At 73.0% G+C, this 23,793-nt stretch carries 22 protein-coding genes and 1 riboswitch; of the genes, 8 read left to right on the top strand and 14 right to left on the bottom strand.

Annotation, left to right across the window (positions count from 1 at the left end):
* Positions 1 to 94 precede the first annotated feature (94 nt).
* The 7 genes from ACWDZ7_RS12795 to ACWDZ7_RS12765 form a co-directional block, all read right to left on the bottom strand.
* Complete coding sequence (locus ACWDZ7_RS12795) at positions 95 to 550, bottom strand: aggregation-promoting factor C-terminal-like domain-containing protein (protein ID WP_451796693.1); 456 nt, start codon at positions 548 to 550, stop codon at positions 95 to 97.
* A 336-nt stretch (positions 551 to 886) separates the two neighbouring features.
* Positions 887 to 1,735 carry an ECF transporter S component gene (locus ACWDZ7_RS12790; RefSeq protein WP_451796692.1) on the bottom strand — a complete coding sequence of 283 codons (849 nt, stop codon included), beginning with the start codon at positions 1,733 to 1,735 and terminating at the stop codon, positions 887 to 889.
* The gene (locus ACWDZ7_RS12785; protein ID WP_451796691.1) at positions 1,732 to 3,495 is read right to left on the bottom strand and encodes an ABC transporter ATP-binding protein; all 1,764 of its coding nucleotides are present in this window, start codon (positions 3,493 to 3,495) and stop codon (positions 1,732 to 1,734) included. Before ACWDZ7_RS12785 ends, ACWDZ7_RS12790 begins: the two co-directional genes overlap by 4 nt.
* Positions 3,492 to 4,676: an energy-coupling factor transporter transmembrane component T gene (locus ACWDZ7_RS12780; RefSeq protein ID WP_451796690.1), complete on the bottom strand. Its 1,185-nt coding sequence runs from the start codon at positions 4,674 to 4,676 to the stop codon at positions 3,492 to 3,494. The genes ACWDZ7_RS12785 and ACWDZ7_RS12780 overlap by 4 nt, the downstream gene beginning before the upstream one ends.
* Positions 4,677 to 4,702: 26 nt before the next feature.
* Positions 4,703 to 5,365, bottom strand: coding sequence for an SCO2322 family protein (locus tag ACWDZ7_RS12775; RefSeq protein ID WP_451796689.1), 663 nt, complete (start codon positions 5,363 to 5,365; stop codon positions 4,703 to 4,705).
* On the bottom strand, positions 5,362 to 6,600 hold the full coding sequence (locus ACWDZ7_RS12770; RefSeq protein ID WP_451796688.1) for a prenyltransferase/squalene oxidase repeat-containing protein: 1,239 nt from the start codon (positions 6,598 to 6,600) through the stop codon (positions 5,362 to 5,364). The genes ACWDZ7_RS12775 and ACWDZ7_RS12770 overlap by 4 nt, the downstream gene beginning before the upstream one ends.
* A 143-nt stretch (positions 6,601 to 6,743) precedes the next feature.
* A riboswitch (cobalamin riboswitch) is annotated at positions 6,744 to 6,815 on the bottom strand.
* Positions 6,816 to 6,876: 61 nt separating this feature from the next.
* Positions 6,877 to 7,944, bottom strand: coding sequence for an MBL fold metallo-hydrolase (locus ACWDZ7_RS12765; RefSeq protein ID WP_451796687.1), 1,068 nt, complete (start codon positions 7,942 to 7,944; stop codon positions 6,877 to 6,879).
* Positions 7,945 to 8,137: 193 nt separating this feature from the next.
* On the opposite strand from ACWDZ7_RS12765, the gene ACWDZ7_RS12760 reads away from it, so the two are divergent.
* The 3 genes from ACWDZ7_RS12760 to ACWDZ7_RS12750 all read left to right on the top strand — a co-directional run bounded on the left by ACWDZ7_RS12760 (position 8,138) and on the right by ACWDZ7_RS12750 (position 10,292).
* Positions 8,138 to 8,491 carry a DoxX family protein gene (locus ACWDZ7_RS12760; RefSeq protein ID WP_451514606.1) on the top strand — a complete coding sequence of 118 codons (354 nt, stop codon included), beginning with the start codon at positions 8,138 to 8,140 and terminating at the stop codon, positions 8,489 to 8,491.
* Between the two features lie 101 nt (positions 8,492 to 8,592).
* The gene (locus tag ACWDZ7_RS12755; protein ID WP_451796686.1) at positions 8,593 to 10,059 is read left to right on the top strand and encodes an aldehyde dehydrogenase; all 1,467 of its coding nucleotides are present in this window, start codon (positions 8,593 to 8,595) and stop codon (positions 10,057 to 10,059) included.
* Complete coding sequence (locus tag ACWDZ7_RS12750; RefSeq protein ID WP_451796685.1) at positions 10,059 to 10,292, top strand: ferredoxin; 234 nt, start codon at positions 10,059 to 10,061, stop codon at positions 10,290 to 10,292. The genes ACWDZ7_RS12755 and ACWDZ7_RS12750 overlap by 1 nt, the downstream gene beginning before the upstream one ends.
* A gap of 25 nt (positions 10,293 to 10,317) precedes the next feature.
* On the opposite strand, the gene ACWDZ7_RS12745 is transcribed toward ACWDZ7_RS12750, so the two are convergent.
* Positions 10,318 to 10,938, bottom strand: a complete 621-nt coding sequence (locus ACWDZ7_RS12745; RefSeq protein WP_451796684.1) for a TetR family transcriptional regulator — start codon at positions 10,936 to 10,938, stop codon at positions 10,318 to 10,320.
* A gap of 204 nt (positions 10,939 to 11,142) precedes the next feature.
* Between ACWDZ7_RS12745 and ACWDZ7_RS12740 the strand changes: the two genes are divergently transcribed.
* Genes ACWDZ7_RS12740 through ACWDZ7_RS12730 form a run of 3 tightly spaced genes read left to right on the top strand, consistent with a single transcriptional unit; the run spans position 11,143 to position 14,623 of the window.
* The gene (locus ACWDZ7_RS12740; RefSeq protein WP_451796683.1) at positions 11,143 to 12,786 is read left to right on the top strand and encodes a glycosyltransferase; all 1,644 of its coding nucleotides are present in this window, start codon (positions 11,143 to 11,145) and stop codon (positions 12,784 to 12,786) included.
* A complete protein-coding gene (locus ACWDZ7_RS12735) occupies positions 12,780 to 13,544 on the top strand; it encodes a methyltransferase domain-containing protein (RefSeq protein ID WP_451796682.1) in 765 nt (254 codons plus the stop codon). The genes ACWDZ7_RS12740 and ACWDZ7_RS12735 overlap by 7 nt, the downstream gene beginning before the upstream one ends.
* A complete protein-coding gene (locus ACWDZ7_RS12730; RefSeq protein WP_451796681.1) occupies positions 13,541 to 14,623 on the top strand; it encodes a prenyltransferase in 1,083 nt (360 codons plus the stop codon). The genes ACWDZ7_RS12735 and ACWDZ7_RS12730 overlap by 4 nt, the downstream gene beginning before the upstream one ends.
* A gap of 21 nt (positions 14,624 to 14,644) precedes the next feature.
* Here the strand turns inward: ACWDZ7_RS12730 and ACWDZ7_RS12725 are convergent, their stop codons facing one another.
* Entirely contained in the window at positions 14,645 to 14,938 is a 294-nt protein-coding gene (locus tag ACWDZ7_RS12725) for a hypothetical protein (protein WP_451514599.1), read from the bottom strand.
* 117 nt (positions 14,939 to 15,055) lie between these two features.
* Between ACWDZ7_RS12725 and ACWDZ7_RS12720 the strand changes: the two genes are divergently transcribed.
* The gene (locus ACWDZ7_RS12720; protein WP_451796680.1) at positions 15,056 to 15,604 is read left to right on the top strand and encodes a hypothetical protein; all 549 of its coding nucleotides are present in this window, start codon (positions 15,056 to 15,058) and stop codon (positions 15,602 to 15,604) included.
* Positions 15,605 to 15,611: 7 nt separating this feature from the next.
* Here the strand turns inward: ACWDZ7_RS12720 and ACWDZ7_RS12715 are convergent, their stop codons facing one another.
* The 5 genes from ACWDZ7_RS12715 to ACWDZ7_RS12695 form a co-directional block, all read right to left on the bottom strand.
* Positions 15,612 to 16,622: an LLM class F420-dependent oxidoreductase gene (locus ACWDZ7_RS12715; protein WP_451796679.1), complete on the bottom strand. Its 1,011-nt coding sequence runs from the start codon at positions 16,620 to 16,622 to the stop codon at positions 15,612 to 15,614.
* Between the two features lie 110 nt (positions 16,623 to 16,732).
* The gene (locus tag ACWDZ7_RS12710; RefSeq protein ID WP_451514596.1) at positions 16,733 to 17,596 is read right to left on the bottom strand and encodes a hypothetical protein; all 864 of its coding nucleotides are present in this window, start codon (positions 17,594 to 17,596) and stop codon (positions 16,733 to 16,735) included.
* Between the two features lie 182 nt (positions 17,597 to 17,778).
* Entirely contained in the window at positions 17,779 to 18,795 is a 1,017-nt protein-coding gene (locus ACWDZ7_RS12705; RefSeq protein ID WP_451796678.1) for an N-acetylmuramoyl-L-alanine amidase, read from the bottom strand.
* Positions 18,796 to 18,805: 10 nt separating this feature from the next.
* Positions 18,806 to 19,468: a class I SAM-dependent methyltransferase gene (locus tag ACWDZ7_RS12700; protein WP_451796791.1), complete on the bottom strand. Its 663-nt coding sequence runs from the start codon at positions 19,466 to 19,468 to the stop codon at positions 18,806 to 18,808.
* 117 nt (positions 19,469 to 19,585) lie between these two features.
* A complete protein-coding gene (locus ACWDZ7_RS12695) occupies positions 19,586 to 21,328 on the bottom strand; it encodes an MFS transporter (RefSeq protein WP_451796677.1) in 1,743 nt (580 codons plus the stop codon).
* 291 nt (positions 21,329 to 21,619) lie between these two features.
* Here ACWDZ7_RS12695 and ACWDZ7_RS12690 point away from each other — a divergent pair, with 291 nt between their 5' ends.
* Positions 21,620 to 23,791 (top strand): acyl-CoA dehydrogenase, encoded by a 2,172-nt coding sequence (locus tag ACWDZ7_RS12690; RefSeq protein ID WP_451796676.1) that lies wholly within the window; start codon positions 21,620 to 21,622, stop codon positions 23,789 to 23,791.
* Positions 23,792 to 23,793: the final 2 nt, after the last annotated feature.

The following is a 23,793-nucleotide window of genomic DNA, read 5'->3' as shown; positions in this document are numbered from 1 at the left end:
ATGATCCAGCCCCTCCGGCGTTTGAGGACGAACTCGGCGAAGCCGGTGATACTCCGGTGCCCGGTGGAGCCGCTCAGGGCAGCCGCCCCAAGGCTCAGTACCAGCCGTTGGCCTGCCAGTGGTTCCACGCGCCGACGGGGCTGCCGTAGCGGTCGTTCATGTAGTTCAGACCCCACTCGATCTGCGTCTCGGGGTTGGTCTTCCAGTCGGAGCCCGCCGAGGCCATCTTCGAGGCGGGCAGCGCCTGGACCAGGCCGTAGGCGCCGGAGGAGGAGTTCGTCGCGTTGATGTCCCAGCCGCTCTCGTGCGAGACGATCTTGTCGAACGCGGCGAACTGCGCGGGGTCCGGGATCATCTTCTTGGCGATCGCCTTGGCGGACGTCGGGGCGGCGGCGGGAGCGGCGGCCGGGGCGGCGGCCTTCGCGGTGGTCGGGGTGGCTGCCTGGGCCGGGGCCGCGGCGAAGACCATGCCGGTGGCGGCTGCGGCGACGATGCCGCCGGTGATGGCCTTCTTCGGAGAAGCGATGCGGCGGATGAGCGAGGCGGACACAGAGGACCTTCTGGTGGGGGACAGGGTTGTCGCGCCGTATGCGTGGTACGTGGGGGACATACGGAGGCGCCGAGCCCCGAGGGGGTCGTCGGCGCCTTGCGACTCCTCCAGAGAAACAGGGCCGGGGCGCCGCCGCAATGCCCCCCTTTACTAGTGGAAGCCGCACTCGCGCCGAATGTCCCGTCTGTGACGTGGCTCTCAATCCCCAGGTCAGCCCGGTGATTGATGCGTGTACGTCAAGCTGCGGCAGCTACTGGCCTGCTTAGTAGAGGACCAAGGTCCTGTGGGGGGCCTCACGGATCCGGGGCCTCGATGTGACGGAGAGCTGAGGAACCCCTACGGCTTCGGCGCCTCGAATGTGACCGGCGCCTCGAAAGCCGCACGGCGCGTGGCCCGGCGCAGCGCCTTCAGGACGGCCGGTCCGAGCGCGAGGCTCAGCAGGACCGTGACGACGGCCCGGGGCAGGTCCCAGCCGAGCGAGGTGGCCAGGCAGTACGCGATGAAGCGGCCGAGGTTCTCCGTGAGGGGGTCGCCCGGCATGAAGGAGACGCCGGTGGCCATCTTGTCGAGGTAGGGCCAGCCCTGGAGGTTCATGGCCGTGCCGTACAGGACGGAGGAGACCGCTCCGTACGCCGCGAGCAGCCACAGCTCGCGGCGCCCCCGCAGACTGTCGGCGCCGGGGAGCAGCCCCGCGCCCATGCAGACCCAGCCCATCGACAGCATCTGGAACGGCATCCACGGGCCGACGCCCCCGGTGAGCAGCGCCGACGCGAACATCGACACCGCTCCGAGCACGAACCCGAAGCCGGGTCCGAGCACCCGCCCGCTCAGCACCATCAGGAAGAACATCGGCTCGATGCCCGCCGTGCCCGCGCCCAGCGGCCGCAGCGCGGCGCCCGCGGCGGCCAGCACGCCCAGCATGGCGATGGCCTTCGCGTCCAGGCCGACGTCCGCGATGGTCGCCACGACCACGGCGAGCAGCAGCGGCAGCAGCGCCGCGAACAGCCAGGGCGCGTCCCCGGCGTGCTCGCTGAACCCCGAGCCGCGGCCCGCAAGGAGCGGCCACCCGAAGGCGACCACGCCCACCGCGCTGACCAGCGCGAGCGCGGCGACGGAGCGGGGCCCGAGGCGGACGGGCCGAACTCGCGGGGCGACCCCCACGCGGGCCCGGGGGACGGCCCTCATGAGGCCCCCTCCGCTGTGCCCGACGTGCGGGGCGCGTGCCCCGCGTCCGGTGCCTGCTCCGTATCCGGCGCCCGCGCCGCGTCCAGCGTCCGCCGTACTTGCGCCACCGTCAGCCACTCCTGGGGTGCCAGGATCTTCGTGACCTGCGGGGCGAAGGACGGTGAGGAGACCACGACCTGCGGGGTCGGGCCGTCCGCGACGATCTCGCCGTCCGCGAGGATCACCACGCGGTGGGCGATCTCGGCGGCCAGCTCCACGTCGTGCGTGGCCAGCACGATCGCGTGTCCCTCGGCCGCGAGGCCCCGCAGGATCGTGACCAGGCGGGACTTGGCCGCGTAGTCCAGTCCGCGGGTCGGCTCGTCCAGGAGGAGAAGGGGAGGGCGCGAGGTCAGCACGATCGCCAGGGCGAGCGCGAGGCGCTGGCCCTCGGAGAGGTCCCGGGGGTGCGTGTCGTCGGCGATGCCGGGCAGCAGCTCGCTCACCAGGGCGCGGCACGCGCCGGGCCCGGCGTCCGCGTCCCGGTCGGCGGCGGCGCACTCGGCGGCCACGGTGTCCGCGTACAGCAGGTCGCGTGGTTCCTGCGGGACCAGGCCGACGTGCCGGATCAGCTGGCGGGGAGCGGTGCGGTGGGGGACGGCGCCGCCGACGCGGACGGTGCCCGAGGTGGGTTCGAGGAGGCCGACCAGGGTGGACAGGAGGGTCGACTTGCCGGCGCCGTTGCGGCCCATCAGGGCGACGGTCTCACCGGAGGTGACGGTGAGGTCGACGCGGCGCAGCGCCTCGACGCGGCCGCGGCGCACGGCGAGGCGTTCGACGGCCGCCGCGGGTGCCGCGGGTGCCGCCCGGTCGGGCGTACGTTGTTCGCTGCGCAGCCGGGGCCGCCGCCACCGGCCCGGGGCCCGCTCCGGGGGCCGTACGGCCGTCGTGTCCTGGCGTGGCCGCTCCTCGGCGAGCCTCTCCCGCAGCGCGCCCGCCCTGCGCCGCGCGTCCCGCACGGTCAGCGGCAGCGGCGACCAGCCCGCGAGGCGGCCGAGCGCGACCACCGGCGGATACACGGGCGAGCGGGCCATCAGCGCGGCCGGGTCGCCGAGCACCGGCGGCTCGCCCGGCGCCGCGAGCAGCAGCACCTGGTCCGCGTACTGCACGACCCGCTCAAGCCGGTGCTCGGCCATCAGCACGGTCGTGCCGAGATCGTGGACGAGCCGCTGGAGCACGGCGAGGACCTCTTCGGCGGCGGCCGGGTCCAGCGCGGAGGTCGGCTCGTCGAGGACGAGGACCTGTGGGTGCGGGGTGAGGACGGAGCCGATCGCGACGCGCTGGCGCTGTCCTCCGGAGAGCGTGGCGATGGGCCGGTCGCGCAGTTCGGCGAGGCCGAGCAGGTCCAGGGTCTCCTCGACCCGCCTGCGCATCACCTCGGGGGCGAGGCCGAGCGACTCCATGCCGTAGGCCAGCTCGTCCTCGACGGTGTCCGTCACGAAGTGCGCGAGGGGGTCCTGGCCGACCGTGCCGACGATGTCGGCGAGTTCACGGGGCTTGTGCGTACGGGTGTCGCGACCGGCCACGGTCACCCGCCCGCGCAGCGTGCCGCCGGTGAAGTGCGGCACGAGCCCGCTGACCGTCCCGAGCAGCGTCGACTTGCCGACCCCGGACGGGCCGACGAGCAGCACCAGCTCGCCTTCGGGAACGGCGACATCGACCCCCTGGATGGTGGGCCCCGCGCTCCCCTCGTACGTCACGGAGACGTCCTCGAAGCGGATCATGAGGTCTCCTCGGGAGGAACGGGAAGGGGTGCGGGGGCGGAGGCGGGGGCCTGTTCCCCGGTGGGTACCGGTGCCACGACGGCGGGCAGCAGGCCGATCAAGGCTGCCGCCGCCGGCCACAGCGGCAGCGTCGGGGCGACGAGCGGGACGACGCCGGGGTGCAGGGCTGTGAAGTCGTACGACGCGGCCCAGATCGTCAGGCCCGCCACGGCGAGACCCGAGCCGGCGACCAGCCAGGCCCGCACGCCCCACGCGTCGGGCCGGTAGCGGGTGCGCACGGCGCGGCGCCCGCCGAGCCGCAGCCCCGCGAGCGCGGCGAGCAGCCCGGCGGCCAGGGCGGGCAGCCCGTAGGACGTGCCTTGCGCGGTCAGCAGCCCGTACGCGCCCACGCATACGCCCGTCAGACCGCCCAGCGTCAGCACAGCGGTGAGCCTGCGCACGCCCACCGGTACCGCCGCGCTGCGCCCGAAGCCGCGCGCGTCCATCGCGGCGGCCAGCGCGACCGACCGCTCAAGGGCGCCCTCCAGGACCGGGAGGCCGACCTGGAGCAGCCCGCGCATCCCGCTGTCCGACCGCCCCCGCAGTCGCCGCGCGGCCCGCAGCCGCTGCACGTCCGCGACGAGGTTCGGCGCGAAGGTCATCGCCACGACGACGGCGACCCCCACCTCGTACAGCGCGCCCGGCAGCGACTTCAGCAGCCGGGACGGGCTCGCGAGGGCGTTGGCGGCACCGACGCAGATCAGCAGGCCCGCCAGCCTGATCCCGTCGTAGAGCGCGAAGACCAGGCCCTCCGCCGTGACCCGGCCGCCGATCCGCACGCCCTTGGCCCAGTCGGGCAGCGGCACCTCGGGCAGCGTCACGAGGATGTGCGTGCCCGGGATCGGCGAGCCGAGCACGATCGCGAAGACCAGCCGGATGCCGATGACGATCAGACCCAGCTTCACGAACGCGCCGTACGACTTCGCCCATGGGGCCGAGGTCCGCCGGGCCGCCACGACATAGCCCGCGACGCCGATCAGCATCCCGATCAGCAGCGGGTTGGTCGTCCGGGACGCGGCGGTGCCGAGCCCGAGCGCCCACAGCCACCAGGCGCCCGGGTGCAGGGCGTTGCCCCGGTGCGCCTCGGGGGCGAGGCGGCGCCGCAGGAGGCCGGGCGCGCCGCTGCCGTGGTCCGTCGTCATCGTGCTGTCCGTGTCCCGGGCCCGCGTCAGCCGCGGCGGCGCCGGGCCTGCCAGAACGCGGCACCGCCGAGCAGCACGATCGCGGCGATCCCGGCGACGATGCCGAGGGAGGGCCCGCCGTCGTCCTCGTCCTCGTCCGTCTCCGGCCGCGCCTCGATGGTCAGGGTGTCGGTGGAGACCAGCTCGCCGCAGCCCGACTTCGGGTAGCCGTCGATGGCACAGAGCAGCGCCTTGCTGTCGTAGCGCAGCGGCTTGGCGACCGAGGCGAGGGCGTCCGCGCTGGTGGCGTCCTCCGCGACGCGAGCGCAGGCCATCCGGGGTGCGGGCGGCGTCTCGCCGACGGGGGCGTCCGTGGGCGTGCCGAAGTCGATGACCAGCGCCACCCGCTTGCGGCCGTCCTCGGCGGGAGTGCTCGCGCAGATCTCCTTGAAGTCGGCGGGGCCGCGCGGCTCGGCGGAGTCCTTCGAGTCGTCGGAGACCGAGAAGCGGAAGCCCTGCACGTCGCCGTCCTCGGGCCGGGCGGTGCCGGGCCCCTGACTGGCGTACGTCCAGGTGGTACCGGACCGCTCCCAGAACGACCAGTAGCGGTAGTCGGCGGCCTGGGCGGGCGCGGCGGCGAGGACGCCGAGCAGCGCGGCGACGAACGCCACGACCACCGGGCGGCCGCGCCGCGCACGGCCCCGCGTCACAGCTGCCGCTTCTTGCGGTTGCCGCTGTACAGGAAGCCGATGCCGATGCCGGCGACCATGCCGACGCCGATGATCCACCAGATGCTGACGCCCTCGTCCTTCTTCTCGTCCGAGTCCGGGTCGGAGGCGGAGTCGGAGTCCGAGGCGGACGGGGACTTCGAGGCGGTCTGCGGGGGCGGGCCCTGGGCGTTGAGCTGCTTGACGAGGTCGGCGCCGCCGAAGTCGCGCGGGTCCATGCCCGCCGCGTGGGCGGCGAGGACCAGCTGGGCGTAGGCGGCGGGGCCCGACTTCTCCGCCCAGTCCGCGGAGTTCTCCGCGAGCCACTGGGCGGACTTCCTGGCCTGGTCCTGCTGTCCCGCGGCGGCGAGGGCGAGCACGGAGTCGGCGGTGTTGCCGACGTCCGGCACGTCACCGGCGCCGGACAGGTGGTCGTCCTGGTCGGCGAGCGTCTTCAGGAGATAGCCCGTGCCATTGCTCGCGGCCTGCGAGGCGGTGTCCGCCTTCGCGCACTTGGGCGCGGTGTTCGCCGCCTTCTTGGCGGGCTCCACGACCAGGCCCTTGCCGAGGCTGCCGAGCACACCGGCCGCGGTGGCGTCGGCGTTCGGCGTGAGCTTCTTGGACTTGGCGTCGGCGAGGCCGAAGGCGCCGTGTTCCTTGCCGCAGTCCATGACGAGCTTCGGCAGCGCGTCGTAGGCCGACTTGCCGTCCTGGGACTTGACGTCCGCGGGGTTCTGGCCCGCGGCGACGAGCGCGCCGACCACGATGCCGGTGGAGTTCGCGTCGGTGGGCAGGCCGGGGTTGTAGCCCCAGCCCCCGTCCGTGTTCTGCACGGACTTCAGCCACTGGACGCTCTTCTTGACCGTCTTGTCCTGGTGGCCGAGCGCGGCGAGGGCCTGCACGGCGGCGGCGGTGGAGTTGCTGTCGACCGGCGTCTTGGAGTCGCAGGGCTCGCTCGCGCCGGCGCGGTAGGCCGCGTAGCCGCCGCTCGCGCACTGCTGCCCGGTCAGCCAGTCGACGGCCTTCTCGGCGGGCTCGACGCCCGCGGTGTGCTGGGCGAGCAGGGCGTACGACTGGCGGAAGACGCCGTCGAACTTGGGGTCGGTCTTGCCGTAGAGGCCGGAAGGGAGCGCGGTCGAGGGCGACGGCTTCGCGTCGTCCGCGAAGGCGGCCGGTGCGGCGGCCGAGCCGAACACGGCGACGGCGGCCAGGACCGCTGCGCTGCGGCGAACGTTCATGATGCGGCGGGTTGCCTCTCCCTGCGGGGAGCGGGGCGGCACGGGCCGTGCGGGCACGGCTTCCGGGCGGCTCCGGCTCCGTATACCTCGACGGTGCCGCTCATCGGGGGCCCCGATGAAGCGAGCCGGTCACGTTCCGCACCGGGCATTCCGGCTCCCGACCACCGAGGTCGGACACGGCTGCGGGTCAGCGCCGGATTCGCACCGGCTTCCCCCTGTGCGGACGTGAGGACGACCCGGCCACTCTACCGGCCCCCGGCCGGGGGACCCCTCGGGTCACACCGCCACGTACGTCACCGGATCGCTGCCCGCCACCGCCTCCGCTCGCCCCAGCTTCACCAGGCGCCGCACATGGGCCTCGGCCTCCGAGACCGCGATGTTGCGCGAGCCGTAGGGGATCTGGGCCCACGGGCGGTTCCACTCCATGCGCTCGGCGAGCCGCCAGGGGGTGACGGGCTCGGCGAGGAGGGTGAGGAGGCCGGTCAGGCGTTCCTCGTGGTGGGCCAGGAGCTCGCGGACGCGGGAGGGGGCATTGGTGAACGCCCGCTGGTGCGCGGGCAGCACCTCGGCCGGGTCCAGGCGGCCGACGCGCTCCAGGGAGTCCAGGTAGTCACCGAGGGGATCGGTGACGGTGTCGTCGTCCGGGTCCTCGTACAGGCCGATGTGCGGGGTGATCCCGGGCAGGAGGTGGTCGCCGGAGAAGAGGCGGCCGTTGCCCCGCAGCCCCGCCGGGTGGTCCTCCTCCAGGTGCAGGCAGACGTGGCCGGGGGTGTGGCCGGGCGTCCAGATCGCGCGCAGGCGGCGGCCGGGCAGCGCGAGCAGCTCGCCGGGGGTGATGGCGCGGTCGGGCAGGGCCGGGTCGAGGCCGGGCAGTCCGCGGGGGCGGCCCTCTTCCCGGGCGCGGACCAGGGGGGCGACGTGCTCGGCGGGGGCGCCCGCGGCGGTGAGCTTCGCGGCCATGTAGCCGTACCAGCGCTCGGGCGGGTTGGAGCGGGTGCGGCGCACCACACGGGCGTCGGCCTCGTGCATGGCGATCCACGCCCCGGACGCCTCGCGGACCTTCGCGGAGAGGCCGTGGTGGTCGGGGTGGTGGTGGGTGATGACCACGCCGTGCACATCCTCGGCCGCGACGCCGCACGCGGCGAGTCCGGCGGTCAGCGTGGACCAGGACGCCGGGTCGTCCCAGCCGGTGTCGATGAGGACCGGGCCGCTCCCGGTGTCCAGGAGGTGGACGAGGGTGAAGCCGAGGGGGTTGTCCGGGATGGGGACCTTGATGCTCCAGACGCCGCCGCCGTGCTCGATCACCGGCGGATCGCTCGGCCGCTCGCCGCTCACCTGCGTCATGGGCGCCTCGTCTCTTGTCGCCGGGTGGCCTCACTCGTCGCCGGGTGCCCTCACTATAACTAGAACTAGTTTCAATGGTCGCCCAAGTCCACCGGTTCTCGCGCGGGTTGGCGCGAGCGGCCGTGTCACGGTCACCTTCTCGGCCGCCGCGTCGTCGTAGGGGCGTACATCCGAGAACCGCAAGGAGCCGACCGTGTTCATCGCCCATGTCATCTGTACCGTGCTGGCCGTCCTGGCCAATGTCTTCGCGGCCGTCATGGACTACGTCCGTCATCCCGCGGTGCTCGCCAACATGGACCGGGTGGACGTGCCGCGTCCCTGGCTGTTCCCGCTGGCGCACGCCAAGCTGGCGGGCGCGGCGGGTCTCCTGGCGGGTCTCGCCGTGCCGCTGATCGGCGTGGCCGCCGGGGCCGGCCTCGTCCTCTTCTTCACGGGCGCCGTCCTCACCCATCTGCGCGCCCGCGTGTACGCGCTCCAAGCGCCGCTGCTCTTCGGGGCGTTGGCGGCGTCCGCCCTGCTCACCGGGGTCGCTCACCGGGGGATCTGACGCCACCGTGGACTCCTGGAAGTAGAACTGGTATCAGTTCCGGGAACGGTCCGAACGGTCCCAGACGGAGTCAGAAGGCGCCCCGCAGGAGGCAGTCAGCCATGACGGAGCTCGTGGAACACGGACAGCTGTTCATCGGCGGGGAGTTGGTGGACCCGCTCGGCAAGGGCGTCATCGACGTCGTCTCCCCGCACACCGGCGAGGTCTTCGCCCGTGTGCCGCACGCGGCCCCCGCCGACGTGGACCGCGCCGTCGCCACCGCGCGCAAGGCGTTCGACCACGGGCCCTGGCCACGGATGACCCTGGACGAGCGGATCGAGGTCATCACCAAGATCAAGGACGGCTTCGCGGTACGCCACGAGGAGATCGCCCGCGTCATCAGCTCCGAGAACGGCACCCCGTACACCTCCAGCGTGATGGTGCAGGCCCTCGCCGCGATGATGGTGTGGGACGCGGCGATCACCGTCGCCCGCGACTTCCGTTACGAGGAGACGCGCGACGGAGTCCTCGGAAAGCTGCTCGTGCGCCGTGAGCCGATGGGCGTCGTCGCGGCCGTCATCCCCTGGAACGTCCCGCAGTTCACCGCCGCCGCCAAGCTCGCCCCCGCGCTGCTCGCGGGGTGCCCGGTGGTCCTGAAGACCTCGCCCGAGGCGCCGCTCGACGCGTACATCCTGGCCGAGCTGGCCGCGGAGGCGGGCCTTCCGGAGGGCGTGCTCTCGATCATCTCCGCCGACCGCGAGGTCAGCGAGTACCTCGTCGGGCACCCCGGCGTCGACAAGGTCTCCTTCACCGGCTCCGTCGGCGCGGGCAAGCGCGTCATGGAGGTCGCGGCCCGCAACCTCACCCGCGTCACCCTGGAGCTGGGCGGCAAGTCCGCCGCGGTGATCCTCCCCGACGCCGACGCGGCGAGCGCGGTGGCGGGCATCGTGCCGTTCGCCTGGATGATCAACGGCCAGGCGTGCGTGGCGCAGACCCGCATCCTCGTGCCCCGCACCCGCTACGACGAGTTCGCCGATGCCTTCTCCGCCGCCGCGTCCGCGCTGAAGGTCGGCGACCCCATGGACCCCGCCACCGAACTCGGGCCGCTCGTCGCCAGGCGTCAGCAGCAGCGCTCCCTGGACTACATCCGCATCGGCCAGGAGGAGGGCGCCAAGATCCTCGCGGGCGGCGGCCGCCCCGCCGGCCTCGACCAGGGCTGGTACGTCGAGCCGACCCTCTTCGGCGGCGTCGACAACTCGATGCGTATCGCCCGCGAGGAGATCTTCGGCCCCGTCATCTGCCTGCTGCCGTACGGCGACGAGACCGAGGCCGTACAGATCGCCAACGACTCCGACTACGGCCTCAGCGGCAGCGTCTGGACCGCCGACGTCGAGCGCGGCATCGACATCGCGCGCCGGGTGCGCACGGGCACGTACTCCGTGAACACCTTCAGCCTCGACATGCTCGGACCCTTCGGCGGCTACAAGAACTCCGGCCTGGGACGCGAGTTCGGGCCCGAGGGGTACGGCGAGTACTTCGAGCACAAGATGATCCACCTCCCGGCCGGCTACGAAGGGGCCGGTGCCTGATGGGCGACCGCTGGCACGTCGAGGTCGACCGGTCGGTCTGCATCGGCTCGGGCATGTGCGCGCTCACCGCGCCCGGCGGCTTCACGCTGGACACCGCCCGGCAGTCGCACCCCACCGTCCCCGAGGGCGACGCCAACGAGCAGGTGCTGGAAGCCGCCGAGGGCTGCCCGGTCGAGGCGATCACCATCACGCTGGCGCACAGCGGGGAGGTGGTCTTCCCACCGGAGGACTGAGGCACGGCGAACAGACGCCCGCGCCTTACGCCCGGGGGCCTGCCGTCAGATCGATGAGGCGGCAGACGGTCTCGATGTCGATCTTCACCTGGGCGATGGACGCCCGCCCCGACAGCCACGTGATCAGCGCCGAGTGCCAGGTGTGCTCGATGACCCGCACGGCGGAGAGCTGCCGGGCGGTCGGCGGCTCGGTCAGCCCCATCGCGTCCAGGATGATCGCCGTCGTCAGGCGCGAGACCGTGTCGACCTCCGGGCTCACCGAGCGGTCGGCGAAGGTCAGGGCCCGCACCATCGCGTCCGCCAGGTGCGGCTCGCGCTGCAGCGCGCGGAAGGCCCGCATCAGCGTCTCGGCGACCCGCTCCGCGGGCGTCTCGCCGGCCGGCGGGCGCTTGCGGATCGTCGTGTGCATGTGCTGGAGCTGGTCCTGCATGGTGGCGACCAGCAGATGCACCTTGGAGGGGAAGTAGCGGTAGAGCGTGCCGAGGGCGACCCCGGCGGCCTCGGCGACCTCGCGCATCTGCACCGCGTCGAAACCGCCGCGGCTGGCCAGTTGGGCGCTGGCGTGCAGGATGCGGCGGCGGCGCGCCTCCTGGCGCTCGGTGAGGGCCGGCGTCGCAGGGCTCGCCGCCTTGGCTTCCGCTGTCATGTAGATGCCCCTTTGGAAAACGCCTCACGAGATCGCACAGCATGGCAGGGAGCCCGTCGTGGCGCGAATCACCTGATCCGGGCCTTACACCTCGCCTACCTGCCGGTAGATTCAAAGCTCGTCCAGCGATCAAGTCTGAAACTTGTTCTAGATTACCGTCCCGGCGTAACCTCGCGGACAACTGCACGGAGAAGGGGGCCGAGAGTGACCGCTGAGGCCATGGAGGCGGGTCCCCGGAAGGGTTCCGACGCCGACGGCGACCGTCCGTTGCGCATCGCCCTCCTCACGTACAAGGGGAACCCGTTCTGCGGGGGACAGGGCGTCTACGTACGTCATCTCTCCCGCGAGCTCGCCCGGCTCGGCCACAGCGTCGAAGTGATCGGCTCCCAGCCCTACCCCGTCCTCGACGAGGGCGAGGGGCTCGAAGGCCTCAAGCTCACCGAGCTGCCGAGCCTGGACCTCTACCGCTCGCCGGACCCCTTCCGCACGCCGAGGCGCGACGAGTACCGCGACTGGGTCGACGCCCTCGAAGTGGCGACCATGTGGACCGGCGGCTTCCCGGAGCCCGCCACGTTCAGCCTGCGGGCCCGGCGCCATCTGCGTGCCCGGCGCGGAGACTTCGACGTCGTACACGACAACCAGACCCTCGGGTACGGCCTGTTGGGCGACCTCGGTGCACCCCTGGTCACCACGGTCCACCACCCCATCACCGTCGACCGGCAGCTGGAGCTGGACGCCGCGCCCGACTTCAAGCGCCGTATGTCCGTCCGCCGCTGGTACGCGTTCACGCGCATGCAGAAGCGCGTCGCGCGCCGCCTCCCGTCGGTCCTGACCGTCTCCGGCACCTCCCGCCAGGAGATCATCGACCACCTCGGGGTGCGCGCGGACCGCATCGACGTCGTCCACATCGGCGCCGACACCGGCCTCTTCTCACCCGACCCGGCCGTGCCCGAGGTGCCCGGCCGGATCGTCACGACGTCCAGCGCCGACGTGCCGCTCAAGGGCCTGGTCCACCTCGTCGAGGCGCTCGCCGAGGTCCGCGCCGAGCACCCCGGCGCCCACCTCGTCGTCGTCGGCAGGCGCGCCGAGGACGGGCCCGTCGCGCGGGCCATCGAGCGCCACGGCCTCGAAGGCTCCGTCGAGTTCGTCAAGGGCATCACCGACGCCGAGCTGGTCGACCTCGTCCGCTCGGCGCAGGTCGCCTGCGTCCCGTCGCTGTACGAGGGGTTCTCCCTTCCCGCGGCCGAGGCGATGGCGACGGGCACGCCGCTCCTCGCGACCACCGGCGGCGCGATCCCGGAGGTCGCGGGCCCCGACGGCGAGACCTGCCTCGCGGTGCCGCCGGGCGACGCGGGGGCGCTGGCGCTGGGCCTGAAGCGGCTCCTCGGCGACCGCGAGCTGCGGGCGCGCCTGGGCCACGCGGGCCGTGAGCGGGTACTGAGGAAGTTCACCTGGGCGCAGGCCGCCAAGGGAACGGCCGACCGCTACCGCGCCGCCATGGCCCGCGCCGCGGGCACGACTTCTGGCCGCGCTGCGGGCACGGCCTCCGGCCGCGCTGCGGGTGTGGCTCCCGGCCCTTCCGCGGGCACGGCCTCCGGCCGTTCTGCGGGTGTGGCTCCCGGCCCTTCCGCGGGCACGGCCTCCGGCCCTTCCGCGGGCACGGCCTCCGGCCCTTCCGCGGGCACGGCCTCCGGCCGCTCTGCGGGCACGGCCTCCGGCCGCTCTGCGGGCACGGCTCCCGACTCCCTCGCGGGCACGGCCTCCGGCCGCTCCGCGGGCACGCCCCCCGGCCCCTCCGCTGCCGGAACAACCGCCGCTCACGACCTCGAAGGCAGGGCCACGTGCTGACCGTCGACTTCACCCGCTTCCCGCTCGCCGCGGGCGACCGCGTCCTCGATCTGGGGTGCGGCGCGGGCCGGCACGCCTTCGAGTGTTACCGGCGTGGTGCCCAGGTGGTGGCCCTCGACCGGAACGCCGAGGAGATCCGCGAGGTCGCGAAGTGGTTCGCCGCGATGGAGGAGGCGGGCGAGGCCCCGGCGGGGGCCACGGCCACCGCCATGGAGGGCGACGCGCTCAACCTGCCCTTCCCCGACGCGTCGTTCGACGTCGTGATCATCTCCGAGGTCATGGAGCACATCCCCGACGACAAGGGCGTCCTCGCCGAGATGGTGCGCGTGCTGAAGCCCGGCGGCCGCATCGCCGTCACCGTCCCGCGCTACGGCCCCGAGAAGGTCTGCTGGGCCCTCTCCGACGCCTACCACGAGGTCGAGGGCGGCCACATCCGCATCTACAAGGCCGACGAACTCCTGGACAGGATGCGGGAGTCCGGCCTCAAACCGTACGGCACCCATCACGCGCACGCGCTGCACTCCCCGTACTGGTGGCTGAAGTGCGCGTTCGGCGTCGACAACGACAAGGCGCTGCCCGTGCGCGCCTACCACAAGCTGCTCGTCTGGGACATCATGAAGAAGCCCCGCGCCACCCGGGTGGCCGAGCGGCTGCTCAACCCCGTCGTCGGCAAGAGCTTCGTGGCGTACGCGACCAAGCCGCACCTCCCGAAGGCCACGGCCGACGCCACCGCCGACGCCGCGGTGGCCGCCAAGTGACGAGCCCGGAGCGGACCGAACACCTCGTCCTGCCCGGCGTCCTGACGGCCGATCAGGCCACGGCGACGGTACGCGGCATCCTCGCCGTCCAGCGCGAGGACGGCGCCATCCCGTGGTTCCGCGGCCACCACCTCGACCCGTGGGACCACACCGAGGCCGCCATGGCCCTGGACGCGGCGGGCGAGCACGCGGCCGCCGGGCGCGCCTACGACTGGCTGGCCCGGCACCAGAACCCGGACGGCTCCTGGTACGCGGCGTACGCCGACGGGGACCCGCACGACGTCACCGACCGCGGCCGCGAGACCAACTTCTGCGCGTACATCGCCGTCGGCGTCTGGCACCACTACCTCGCCACCGGCGACGAGGCGTTCCTGGACCGCATGTGGCCCACCGTGGTCGCCGCCGTCGAGTTCGTCCTCGCGCTCCAGCAGCCCGGCGGGCAGATCGGCTGGAAGCGGGAGCCCGACGGCACACCGGTCACCGACGCGCTGCTCACCGGCTCGTCCTCGATCCACCAGGCGCTGCGCTGCGCCCTCGCCGTCGCCGAGCAGCGCGGAGAGCCGCAGCCCGACTGGGAGCTGGCGGCCGGCGCCCTCGCGCACGCGGTCCGCCGCCACCCCGAGCGCTTCCTCGACAAGGGCCGCTACTCGATGGACTGGTACTACCCGGTCCTCGGCGGCGCGCTGAGCGGCGAGGAGGCCAAGGCCCGTATCGAGGAGGGCTGGGACCGCTTCGTGGTGCCGGACCTCGGCGTGCGCTGCGTGGTGCCCAACCCCTGGGTCACCGGCGGCGAGAGCGCCGAACTCGCCCTCGCCCTGTGGATGGTGGGGGAGTCGGACCGCGCCCTGGAGATCCTCCAGTCCATCCAGCACCTGCGCGATCCGCGCAGCGGCCTGTACTGGACGGGCTATGTCTTCGACGACAAGGCCGTGTGGCCCGAGGAGCTGACCACCTGGACGGCGGGCTCGCTGCTCCTGGCCGTGGCGGCGCTCGGCGGCGACGAGGCGACCTGCGCGGTCTTCTCCGGCGAGCACCTGCCGCGGGGCCTCGACCCCGAGTGCTGCGGGGCGCCGCGGTAGCGGCGGGGTGCGGCGGGCGCCTCAGTACCGGCGCAGGCGGCCCGCGACCGCGTGGCCGACGAGCAGGTACACGACCGCCGCGAGGCCGTAGCCCGCGACGACCCTGGCCCAGGCCGCGTCGAAGGTGAACAGGTCGTGGGACCACCCCGCGAGCCACCGGGCCACGTCATGGACGAACTGGACGAGGTCGTTGGCGCGATTGGCGTCCAAGAGGTACATCAGGATCCACAGCCCGAGGATCAGGGCCATGACATCCGCGATGACCATGATGATCTGCGCTGCGCTGTTGCCGCGTGTGCGTCGACCGGGGGACATGCCGGCCGGGTACCGGGCTCCCGGCCGGTGAAACCCGGACGGGCCCGCCCCGGTGGCGGCACCCGGCGGCCGGGGCGAGGCTGCCCGGAGGACCGCTCACCTCTGGAGGCCGCTGCCGTGCTCAGCTCCGTACCCGTCCGCCGTGCCGGAGTCTCCCTCACCCTGTGCTGCACCCTGCTCGTCGGCGCGACGGCCTGCGGCAACGACGGCAAGGAGACCAAGGCCGCCGCGCCGTCCCCCAGCAGCAGCGCCGAGAAGCAGAAGTTCGCCAAGACACGGTTCGTCGCGAACGCGGGGCTCGCCGCCGGGGCGACGTATCAGTGGATCGTGAAGCCGTTCCGCGAGGGCAAGTTCAAGAAGGGCGCGAGCGGCCGGAAGGTCGCCCTGGTCAAGGCGGGCCTCGCGGGCGCGTTCACGTACAACAGGCTGAAGGCGGCGACGAAGAACGCGAAGGGCGACCCGACGCTCTCCAAGGCCGTGGCGCCGCTCACGGCCGGCATCGACGCGCTGAAGGACCTGCCGTCCAAGCTCCGCAAGGGCGAGGGGACGGACTCGGTCGTGAACTCCTTCGAGGACATCATCAAGGACGTCAAGGGCGCGGGCAGCAGCGCGGGCGCGGAGGTCAAGGACAAGGTGCCCTCGGCGGGCGAACTGCGCAAGGGCTAGCCGGGGTCTAGGAGTTGAGTTCGGCTAGGACACGCAGGGTGTGCGGGTCCGGGGCGAGCACCAGGAGGTCGGTGACCGGGCCCGCGCGCCACAGCTCCAGGCGCTCGGCGATGCGCTCGCGCGGCCCCACCAGGGAGATCTCGTCGGCGAAGGCGTCGGGCACGGCGAGCACGGCCTCCTCCCTGCGCCCGGCGACGAACAGCTTCTGGATGTGGCGCGCCTCCTCCTCGTACCCCATGCGTGCCATCAGGTCGGCGTGGAAGTTGCGGGCGGAGTGCCCCATGCCGCCGATGTAGAAGCCGAGCATGGCCTTGACAGGCAGCAGACCTTCGGCGACGTCGTCGCAGACCCTGGCCCGCGCCATCGGGGCGATCGTGAAGTCGTCCCGCAGCCCGGTGAGCGAGGCGTCGTAGACGTCCGTGCGCGTCGGCGACCAGTACAGCGGCAGCCAGCCGTCCGCGATCCGGGTCGTCTGCGCGATGTTCCTGGGCCCCTCGGCGCCGAGCAGGACCGGCAGATCCGCCCGCAGCGGATGGGTGATCGGCTTGAGCGCCTTGCCGAGGCCGGTGCCGTCCTCGCCCCGGTAGGGGTGGGCGTGGAAGCGGCCGGTCAGCTCGACCGGGCCCTCGCGGCGCAGTACTTGGCGGACGACGTCGACGTACTCCCGTGTCGCGGTCAGCGGTGACTTCGGGAAGGGCCGCCCGTACCAGCCCTCCACCACCTGCGGCCCGGAAAGACCGAGGCCGAGCAGCATCCGGCCGCCGGAGAGATGGTCGAGCGTGAGCGCGTGCATGGCCGTGGTGACCGGCGAGCGCGCCGCCATCTGCGCGACGGCCGTGCCCAGCTTGATCCGTGAGGTGTGCGCGGCGATCCAGGTCAGCGGGGTGAAGGCGTCCGAGCCCCAGGCCTCGGCGGTCCACACCGAGTCGTAGCCGAGCCGCTCGGCCTCCTGGGCGAGGGCGAGATGCCCGGGGTCGGGGCCGCGCCCCCAGTAGCCGAGTGCGAGCCCGAGCCGCATGCGCCCTCCCAGACACCGGAGCGGAACTGACGGTACGTCAAGTGTTGGGTGACTGTACGACAACGGCCCCCCGCCCGGAAGGGCGAGGGGCCGCGAGGTGCCTTGAGGGATTAGCCGCGCTGGATCCCCGTGGTGTCCTGCAGCACGCCACGACGGCCGTCCTGCGTCTGGGCCACCAGGCCGGGGCCGCGCTGCTCTACGGCCAAGTACCAGGTGCCGGGCGCCAGTTCGGCGATCGGCGTGGGCGAGCCGTCCTCCGCGTACAGCGGACGCGGCACCGGCACGGCGAACCAGAACGGCGAGAAGTCACCGGCCGGCTGCGCCTGCGCGGGCGGCGGGGTCTGCCCAGCCTGCGGCTGCGGCTGACCGCCGAAGGACTGCCCCTGCGGCTGGCCGGGCTGGCCGCCGTAGGGAGCACCCGGCTGCGGCTGGCCCGCACCGGCGCCCGGGTAGCCGTAGCCACCCTGCGGCTGGCCGCCGTAGGGCTGCGGGGCGGCCGGACGCGGGGCGCCCATGAGCGGGGCCTTCAGCGCCGGGACGAGCTGCGTGGCGACCGCGGCGGCGGCGAGCACCAGGGCGGCGATCAGGCCGAGGATGAGGCCCACACCGGCGTCGGGGGAGTCACTGTTGCCGCCGACGATGTCGAAGTAGAAGCCGTACGACTGGTCGGTGTCGAAGATCGCGCCGAGCGAGCTGAGAGCGGCGGCGATGGTGAACGCCACACCGAGCTGGCCGAGGTCCAGGCCCGCGACCTTGCGCTGCTGCGGCAGCGCGCGGCCCATGACGATGAGCGCCGCGCCGATGATGCCGAGCAGATAGACGCTGATCAGCAGGTTGCCGTTCTCCCAGGCGTTGGGGAACTTGTCGCTGTCGGCGCCGTCGGGGTCCAGCGTGTTGAGGAACGAGGCGATGAAGAGCAACACCGCTGCTCCGATCACCACGCCGTCGCCTCGAGTGAGGGAGCGGAAATTCACTTCAGGTCCTTCGTCAGTCGTCTCGTCAGTGGAGGCGTCGCTGTCGCCGTAGTCGCGTTCGTGTCGCGGTGCGCGAAGCGCGGGGGTGGCCCCTCATCGTAGGGAGGACAATATCGTCCGTACACAGGGGGTGTCTGCTCGGGATAAAGACGTGCACGCCTTGATACGAGGACGTTCACGCGTTACCCCCGCAGGAATCCGCCGATTCCCTCAGAAATGCCCAGCGCCGCCTTCTGCCGCCACACGTCGCTCTTCAGGAGCGCCGCGTCCTTCGCGTCCCGCATGTTGCCGCACTCGATGAACACCTTGGGAACGGTGGACAGATTGAGGCCGCCGAGATCGCTGCGGACGTCGAGGCCGGTGCCGCCGCCGACGTAGTTGGAGGGGGCGCTTCCGGTCGCGCCCACGAAGGCTCCGGCGATGCGCTCGCCCAGCTCCTTGGAGGGCGCCACGATCGCGGAGGTGTCGGCCGCGCCGCCCTTCACCTTCGCGGGCAGGATCACGTGGTAGCCGCGGTTGCCCGCGCCCGACCCGTCGGCGTGGATGGAGACGACCGCGTCGGCCCTGGCCTCGTTGCCGATCCGGGCGCGCTCGTCGACGCACGGGCCCCAGGGGCGGTCGCCGTCCTGGGTGAACTTGACCGTGGCGCCCTGCTCCTCGAGCAGCGTGCGCAGGCGGCGGGCGACGTCCAGGGTGAACTTCGCCTCCGTGTAGCCGTCGTTGGTGGACGTGCCGGTGGTGTCGCACTCCTTGCGGTTCGTCCCGATGTCGACCTGGCGGTTGATCTCGCTGGCGTGGCTGAAGTTGCCGGTGTTGTGGCCGGGGTCGACGACGACGACCTTGCCCTTGAGGGGGCCGTTCGCGGCGGGCCGGTGCGTGGACGGCTTCGTACTCGAATCGTTGCCGTCGCCCTTGCCGTCCTTGCCGTCCTTGTCCTTTTCCTTCCCCTTCTCCTTCCCCTTGTTGGAGTCCGAGGAGGGGGAGTCGGCTCCGGAAGGGGTGGACCGCTCGGCGGAGGCGCTCGGGGACGCCGGCATGGATCTCGCCGGTTCGTTCCCGCCGGGGCCGTCCGCCGCCTGGTAGATCAGCCAGCCCGCAAGGAACGTGGGCACCAGCGCGGCCACCGTCACGGTCAGCGGGTGGCCGAGGCGGCGCTTGGGCGGCTGGGAGGGATCGAATTCCGGACCTACGTACGACACGAGAGCGAGCCTATCCGCGCGGTCCGATCCCCGCTCCCGTTCGCCGCAGCACGCGCAGCGAGTCGACCGCTGAGACCTCGGTGAACGCGCCGGACGCCAGAGCCCTGAGGTAGACGCGGTACGGCGCCTGACCAGTCATGATGTCGACGGGGTCCGGGAACACGTCGTGGATCACGAGCAGCCCGCCCTCGGCGATGTGCGGCGCCCAGCCCTCGTAGTCGGCGGTGGCGTGTTCGTCCGTATGGCCGCCGTCGACGAAGACCAGGCCGAGCGGACCGCCCCACGCCTTCGCCACCTGCGGCGAGCGGCCGACGACCGCGATCACGTGGTCCTCCAGGCCCGCCCGGTGCAGGGTGCGCCGGAAGGTGGGCAGCGTGTCCATCCGGCCGACCTCGGGATCGACCGTCTGGGGGTCGTGGTACTCCCAGCCCGGCTGCTGCTCCTCGCTGCCGCGGTGGTGGTCCACGGTGATCGCGATGCCCCCGGCCCGCCGGGCCGCGTCGGCGAGCAGGATCGTGGAGCGGCCGCAGTACGTGCCGACCTCCAGGAGCGGCAACCCAAGCGCGGCGGCCTCGGTCGCGGCCGCGTACAGCGCGAGCCCCTCGCCGCGCGGCATGAAGCCCTTGGCGGCCTCGAACGCGGCGAGGATCTCCGGCTCGGGCTCGGCGGCCATGGGTTCCTCCAGCTCGGTGGCCATGGGGTTCCTCCAGGTCGTACGCAGGTATGGGCGCCCATGATGCACGCCACCCCCGCCACCGGAGCGACGGGGGTGCGGAGAAGGGGGCGGACGTCAGGCCGGTACGTCGCCGCTGTCCCGGGAGCCGGACAGGGCGAGGTCGACCCGCACCGGCCGCTCGTCCCCGTGGTACGCCGCCGCCGAGGCGCGCGGCGTGTGGCCCGAGGCGGTGGCCGCGAGGACGTAGGAGCCGTCGGCGGGGACGGCCAGGGCGTAGCGGCCCTCGTCGTCGGTGAGGGCGGCGCCCGCCTGCTTGCCGCGGCGGTCGATCAGCGTCACCTTGGCGCGGACCAGCGGGGCGCCGTCGGCGCTGTGCACCTGTCCCTGGAAGCCGGCGAGGGCCTTGGTCGCGCGCTCCAGGTTGGCGTCCTCCTCGCTGCTCGCGCGCAGCTGCGTGGTGGTGGAGCGGCGCGCGGAGGGCAGCAGCAGGGCGAAGAGCAGACCGATGACGACCGCGCCGGTGGCGATGAGGAAGGAGACGCGGAAGCCGTGCATGGTGGGCACGGCGGCCCCGCCGACGTGGTCCGCGGTGTTGGCGAGGACCATGCCGATCACGGCGGACGACACCGAGGTGCCGATGGAGCGCATCAGGGTGTTGAGACCGTTGGCCGCGCCGGTCTCGGACGGGTCGACGGAGCCGATGATGAGCGCGGGCAGCGAGGAGTAGGCGAGGCCGATGCCCGCGCCGAGGACCACCGAGATGACGATGGTCTGCCAGGCGGCGCTCATCAGGCCGAGGCCCGCGCCGTAGCCGACCGCGATGATGACCATGCCGAGGATGAGGGTGGTCTTCGGGCCGTACTTGGCCGAGAGGCGGGCGTAGACGGGGGCCGTGAACATCATCGTCAGGCCGAGCGGCATCACGCACAGGCCCGCGACGACCATCGACTGGCCGAGGCCGTAGCCGGTCGCGGACGGCAGCTGGAGCAGCTGCGGCAGGACGAGCGAGACGGCGTAGAAGGCGACACCGACCATGATCGAGGCGAGGTTGGTGAAGAGCACCGGGCGGCGGGCCGTGGTGCGCAGGTCCACCAGCGGCGCCTTCACGCGCAGCTCCATCACGCCCCACAGGATCAGGACGACGGCCGCGGCGGCGAAGAGACCGAGCGTGGTGCCCGAGGTCCAGCCCCAGTCGCTGCCCTTGGTGATCGGCAGCAGGAACAGCACGAGCCCGGCGGAGAGGCCGAGCGCGCCCAGCACGTCGAAGGTGCCCTCGGCCCGCATCGGGCTCTCCGGCACGAAGACGACGGTCAGCAGCATCGCGAGGACACCGAGGCCCGCGGCGCCGAAGAACAGCGCGTGCCAGTCGGCGTGCTGCGCGGTGAGCGCGGCGAGCGGCAGCGCGAGGCCGCCGCCGACGCCGATGGAGGAGCTCATCAGGGCCATGGCCGAGCCGAGCTTCTCGCGGGGCAGCTCGTCACGCATCAGGCCGATGCCGAGCGGGATGGCGCCCATGGCGAAGCCCTGGAGCGCGCGGCCCACGATCATCACGATCAGATCGTCGGTGAAACCGCAGACCAGCGAGCCGACGACCATCACGGCAAGGCTGCTGAGGAGCATCTTCCGCTTGCCGAAGAGATCCCCGAGGCGGCCCATGATCGGCGTGGCGACGGCGCCCGCGAGCAGGGTCGACGTCATGACCCAGGTGGCGTTCGACGGGGTGGTGCCCAGCAGCGTCGGCAGATCCTTGATGACCGGCACGAGCAGTGTCTGCATCACCGCGACGACGATGCCGGAGAAGGCGAGTACGGGGACGACTCCGCGTATGCCGCGTGGGTGGGTCGTCGTCATCGACATTGCGTGGGGCCTCCGGGGCGGGATGCGGGCTCGGCGGGAGCGCGGGTGGTCGACAGGAGTACGTGTAGCTCGAACCTGTTTCCCTGGGCGACTATTCCGACGGGTGTCGTACGAGGGGAACTCTTGACCTTCTGTTAACCGATCCATCACCCGGGACGGTGCTCGCTCCCTGGCGCGTCCGCAAGGCGCCCCGTATCTGACCTTCCGTCAGTCTTCCATCGAATTGAAACGTGTTCTACTCTGTCGCGGTCCCGGCAGCTGCTACCGGCGAGGATGCGCATGGGGATCGCGATGGGGATCGGAATCACTCCGGAGCAACGGGAGTTGGCGTCGGCCGTGCGCGGCTGGATCGCGCGCGCCGCACCCCTGGAGGAGACACGCGAGCTGCTCGACGGACCCCGGGACGGCGGCGGCCGCCCCGCCCACTGGGACGGCCTCGCCGAGCAGGGGCTGCTCGGCGCGCACCTGCCGGAGGAGTGCGGCGGCGGGGGCGGTGATTGCCTCGATCTGGCGGTCGTCCTCGAAGAGGCGGCGCGGGCCGCGCTCCCCGGACCGCTCGTGGCCGGCTCGCTCGCCTCGCTGGTGCTGCGCCGCGCGGGCGCCCACGCGATGGCCGCCGAGCTGGCGGGTGGCGCCCGCGTCGGAGCCGTCGCCCTCGCCGAGGGCACGCTCACCGCCGTCTCCGTCGCCGGCGGGTACGTCGTGGACGGCACCGCGCCACCCGTACTCTCCGGCGCGGACGCCGACCTGCTGATCCTGGCCGCCGCCTCCGCCTCGGGCCCGGTGTGGCTCGCCGTCGACGCGGCCGCGCTGACCATACGTACGCACGACAGCGCCGACCCGACGCGCCCGACCGCCGAGGTGAGCGCACGGGCCGCGCGGGTGCCGGCGGACCGGGCGCTCGCCGTGGACAGCGCGGCGGTGCGCGACCTGGCCGCCGTCGTGCTGGCCGCGGACGCCTGCGGCACCGCGGCGTGGGCGCTGCACACCGCGGCCGAGCACGCCAAGGTGCGCGAACAGTTCGGGCGGCCCATCGGGCGGTTCCAGGGCGTCAAGCACCTCTGCGCCGACATGCTGGTCCGCGTCGAGCAGGCCCGCGCCCTGACCTGGGACGCGGCCCGCGCCGCCGACGAGCCCGGCCTGCCGGACGAGGTGCGCGGCCTGACCGCCGCGCTCGCCGCGGCCACCGCCCTGGACGCCGCGTACTCCTGCGCCAAGGACTGCGTACAGATCCTCGGCGGCACCGGCTTCACCTGGGAGCACGACGCCCACCTCTATCTGCGCAGGGCCGTCGTGGCGCGGCAGCTGCTCGGCGCGGGTGACGTGCACCGGCTACGGGCCGTGCGGCTCGCCGAGGGTGGCGCGCGGCGCGGGCTGCGCCTGGAACTGCCGGAGGAGGCGGGGGCGTACCGCGCCGAGGCCCGCCAGGTGATCGCGCGGGCCCACGGACTCGACCCGGCCGCGGCACGCAAGGCGCTCGCCCCCACCGGCTACGCGGCCCCGCACCTCCCCGAGCCGTACGGACTGGGCGCGGGCCCCGTCCAACAGCTCGCCATTCAGGAGGAGTCGCAGGCGGCCGGGGTGAAGCTCAGCGATCTCGGCATCGCGACCTGGGTGATCCCCTCCCTCATCGCGTACGGCACCGAGGCACAGCAGGAGCGCTACCTCGCGCCCACCCTGCGCGGCGAGCTGCTCTGGTGCCAGCTCTTCAGCGAGCCGGACGCGGGCTCCGACCTCGCGTCCCTGCGCACGAGGGCCGAGCGCGTCGACGGGGGATGGCTCGTCAACGGCCAGAAGGTGTGGACGAGCGCCGCCCAGTGGGCGGACCACGGCATCCTCCTCGCCCGTACGAACCCGTCGGCGCCCAAGCACAAGGGGCTGACGTACTTCCTCGTCGACATGACCGACACGCCCGGCATCGACATCCGCCCCCTCAAGGAGATCACCGGGGACTCCCTCTTCAACGAGGTGTACTTCGACGACGTACTCCTGCCCGAGGACGCGGTCGTCGGACAGGTCGACGACGGCTGGCGCGTGGCCCGCCACACACTCGGCAACGAACGCGTCCACATGGCCGACCAGCTCACCTTCGACACCGGGCTCGAAGCGCTCATCGCGCGCGCCGGCGGTCTCGACGGCGCGTACCGCGCCCGCGTCGGAGCGCTCGCCGCCGAGGCGCACGCGCTCGCCTGCATGGGGCTGCGCACCACCATCCAGCAGGTGGCGGGCGCGGAGCCGGGCGCGGGCGCCTCCGTCCGCAAACTCGTCCAGACCACGCACCAGCAGAAGGTCGCCGAACTGGCCCTGGAGCTGCTCGGCCCGGCGGGCGCGGTCCGCGAGGGCCCGGGGGAGCGGGCGCTGCACGGCTTCCTCATGTCGCGCTGTCTGACCATCGCGGGCGGCACCACCCAGGTGCAGCTCAACGTCGTCGCCGAGCGGATCCTCGGCCTGCCCAGGGACTGAAG

Source organism: Streptomyces sp. NPDC003032 (assembly GCF_053591415.1).
This window is presented reverse-complemented; position numbering and strand designations above follow the sequence as displayed.

Bases quoted from the DNA above. Each gene is read 5' to 3' on its own strand.
- ACWDZ7_RS12755 (WP_451796686.1), top strand. From the start codon at position 8,593: ATGACGGAGCTCGTGGAACACGGACAGCTGTTCATCGGCGGGGAGTTG.
- ACWDZ7_RS12765 (WP_451796687.1), bottom strand. From the start codon at position 7,944: ATGACGCAGGTGAGCGGCGAGCGGCCGAGCGATCCGCCGGTGATCGAG.
- ACWDZ7_RS12745 (WP_451796684.1), bottom strand. From the start codon at position 10,938: ATGACAGCGGAAGCCAAGGCGGCGAGCCCTGCGACGCCGGCCCTCACC.
- ACWDZ7_RS12700 (WP_451796791.1), bottom strand. From the start codon at position 19,468: ATGGCCGCCGAGCCCGAGCCGGAGATCCTCGCCGCGTTCGAGGCCGCC.
- ACWDZ7_RS12750 (WP_451796685.1), top strand. From the start codon at position 10,059: ATGGGCGACCGCTGGCACGTCGAGGTCGACCGGTCGGTCTGCATCGGC.
- ACWDZ7_RS12790 (WP_451796692.1), bottom strand. From the start codon at position 1,735: ATGAGGGCCGTCCCCCGGGCCCGCGTGGGGGTCGCCCCGCGAGTTCGG.
- ACWDZ7_RS12780 (WP_451796690.1), bottom strand. From the start codon at position 4,676: ATGACGACGGACCACGGCAGCGGCGCGCCCGGCCTCCTGCGGCGCCGC.
- ACWDZ7_RS12770 (WP_451796688.1), bottom strand. From the start codon at position 6,600: ATGAACGTTCGCCGCAGCGCAGCGGTCCTGGCCGCCGTCGCCGTGTTC.
- ACWDZ7_RS12715 (WP_451796679.1), bottom strand. From the start codon at position 16,622: ATGCGGCTCGGGCTCGCACTCGGCTACTGGGGGCGCGGCCCCGACCCC.
- ACWDZ7_RS12690 (WP_451796676.1), top strand. From the start codon at position 21,620: ATGGGGATCGGAATCACTCCGGAGCAACGGGAGTTGGCGTCGGCCGTG.
- ACWDZ7_RS12785 (WP_451796691.1), bottom strand. From the start codon at position 3,495: ATGATCCGCTTCGAGGACGTCTCCGTGACGTACGAGGGGAGCGCGGGG.
- ACWDZ7_RS12695 (WP_451796677.1), bottom strand. From the start codon at position 21,328: ATGTCGATGACGACGACCCACCCACGCGGCATACGCGGAGTCGTCCCC.
- ACWDZ7_RS12725 (WP_451514599.1), bottom strand. From the start codon at position 14,938: ATGTCCCCCGGTCGACGCACACGCGGCAACAGCGCAGCGCAGATCATC.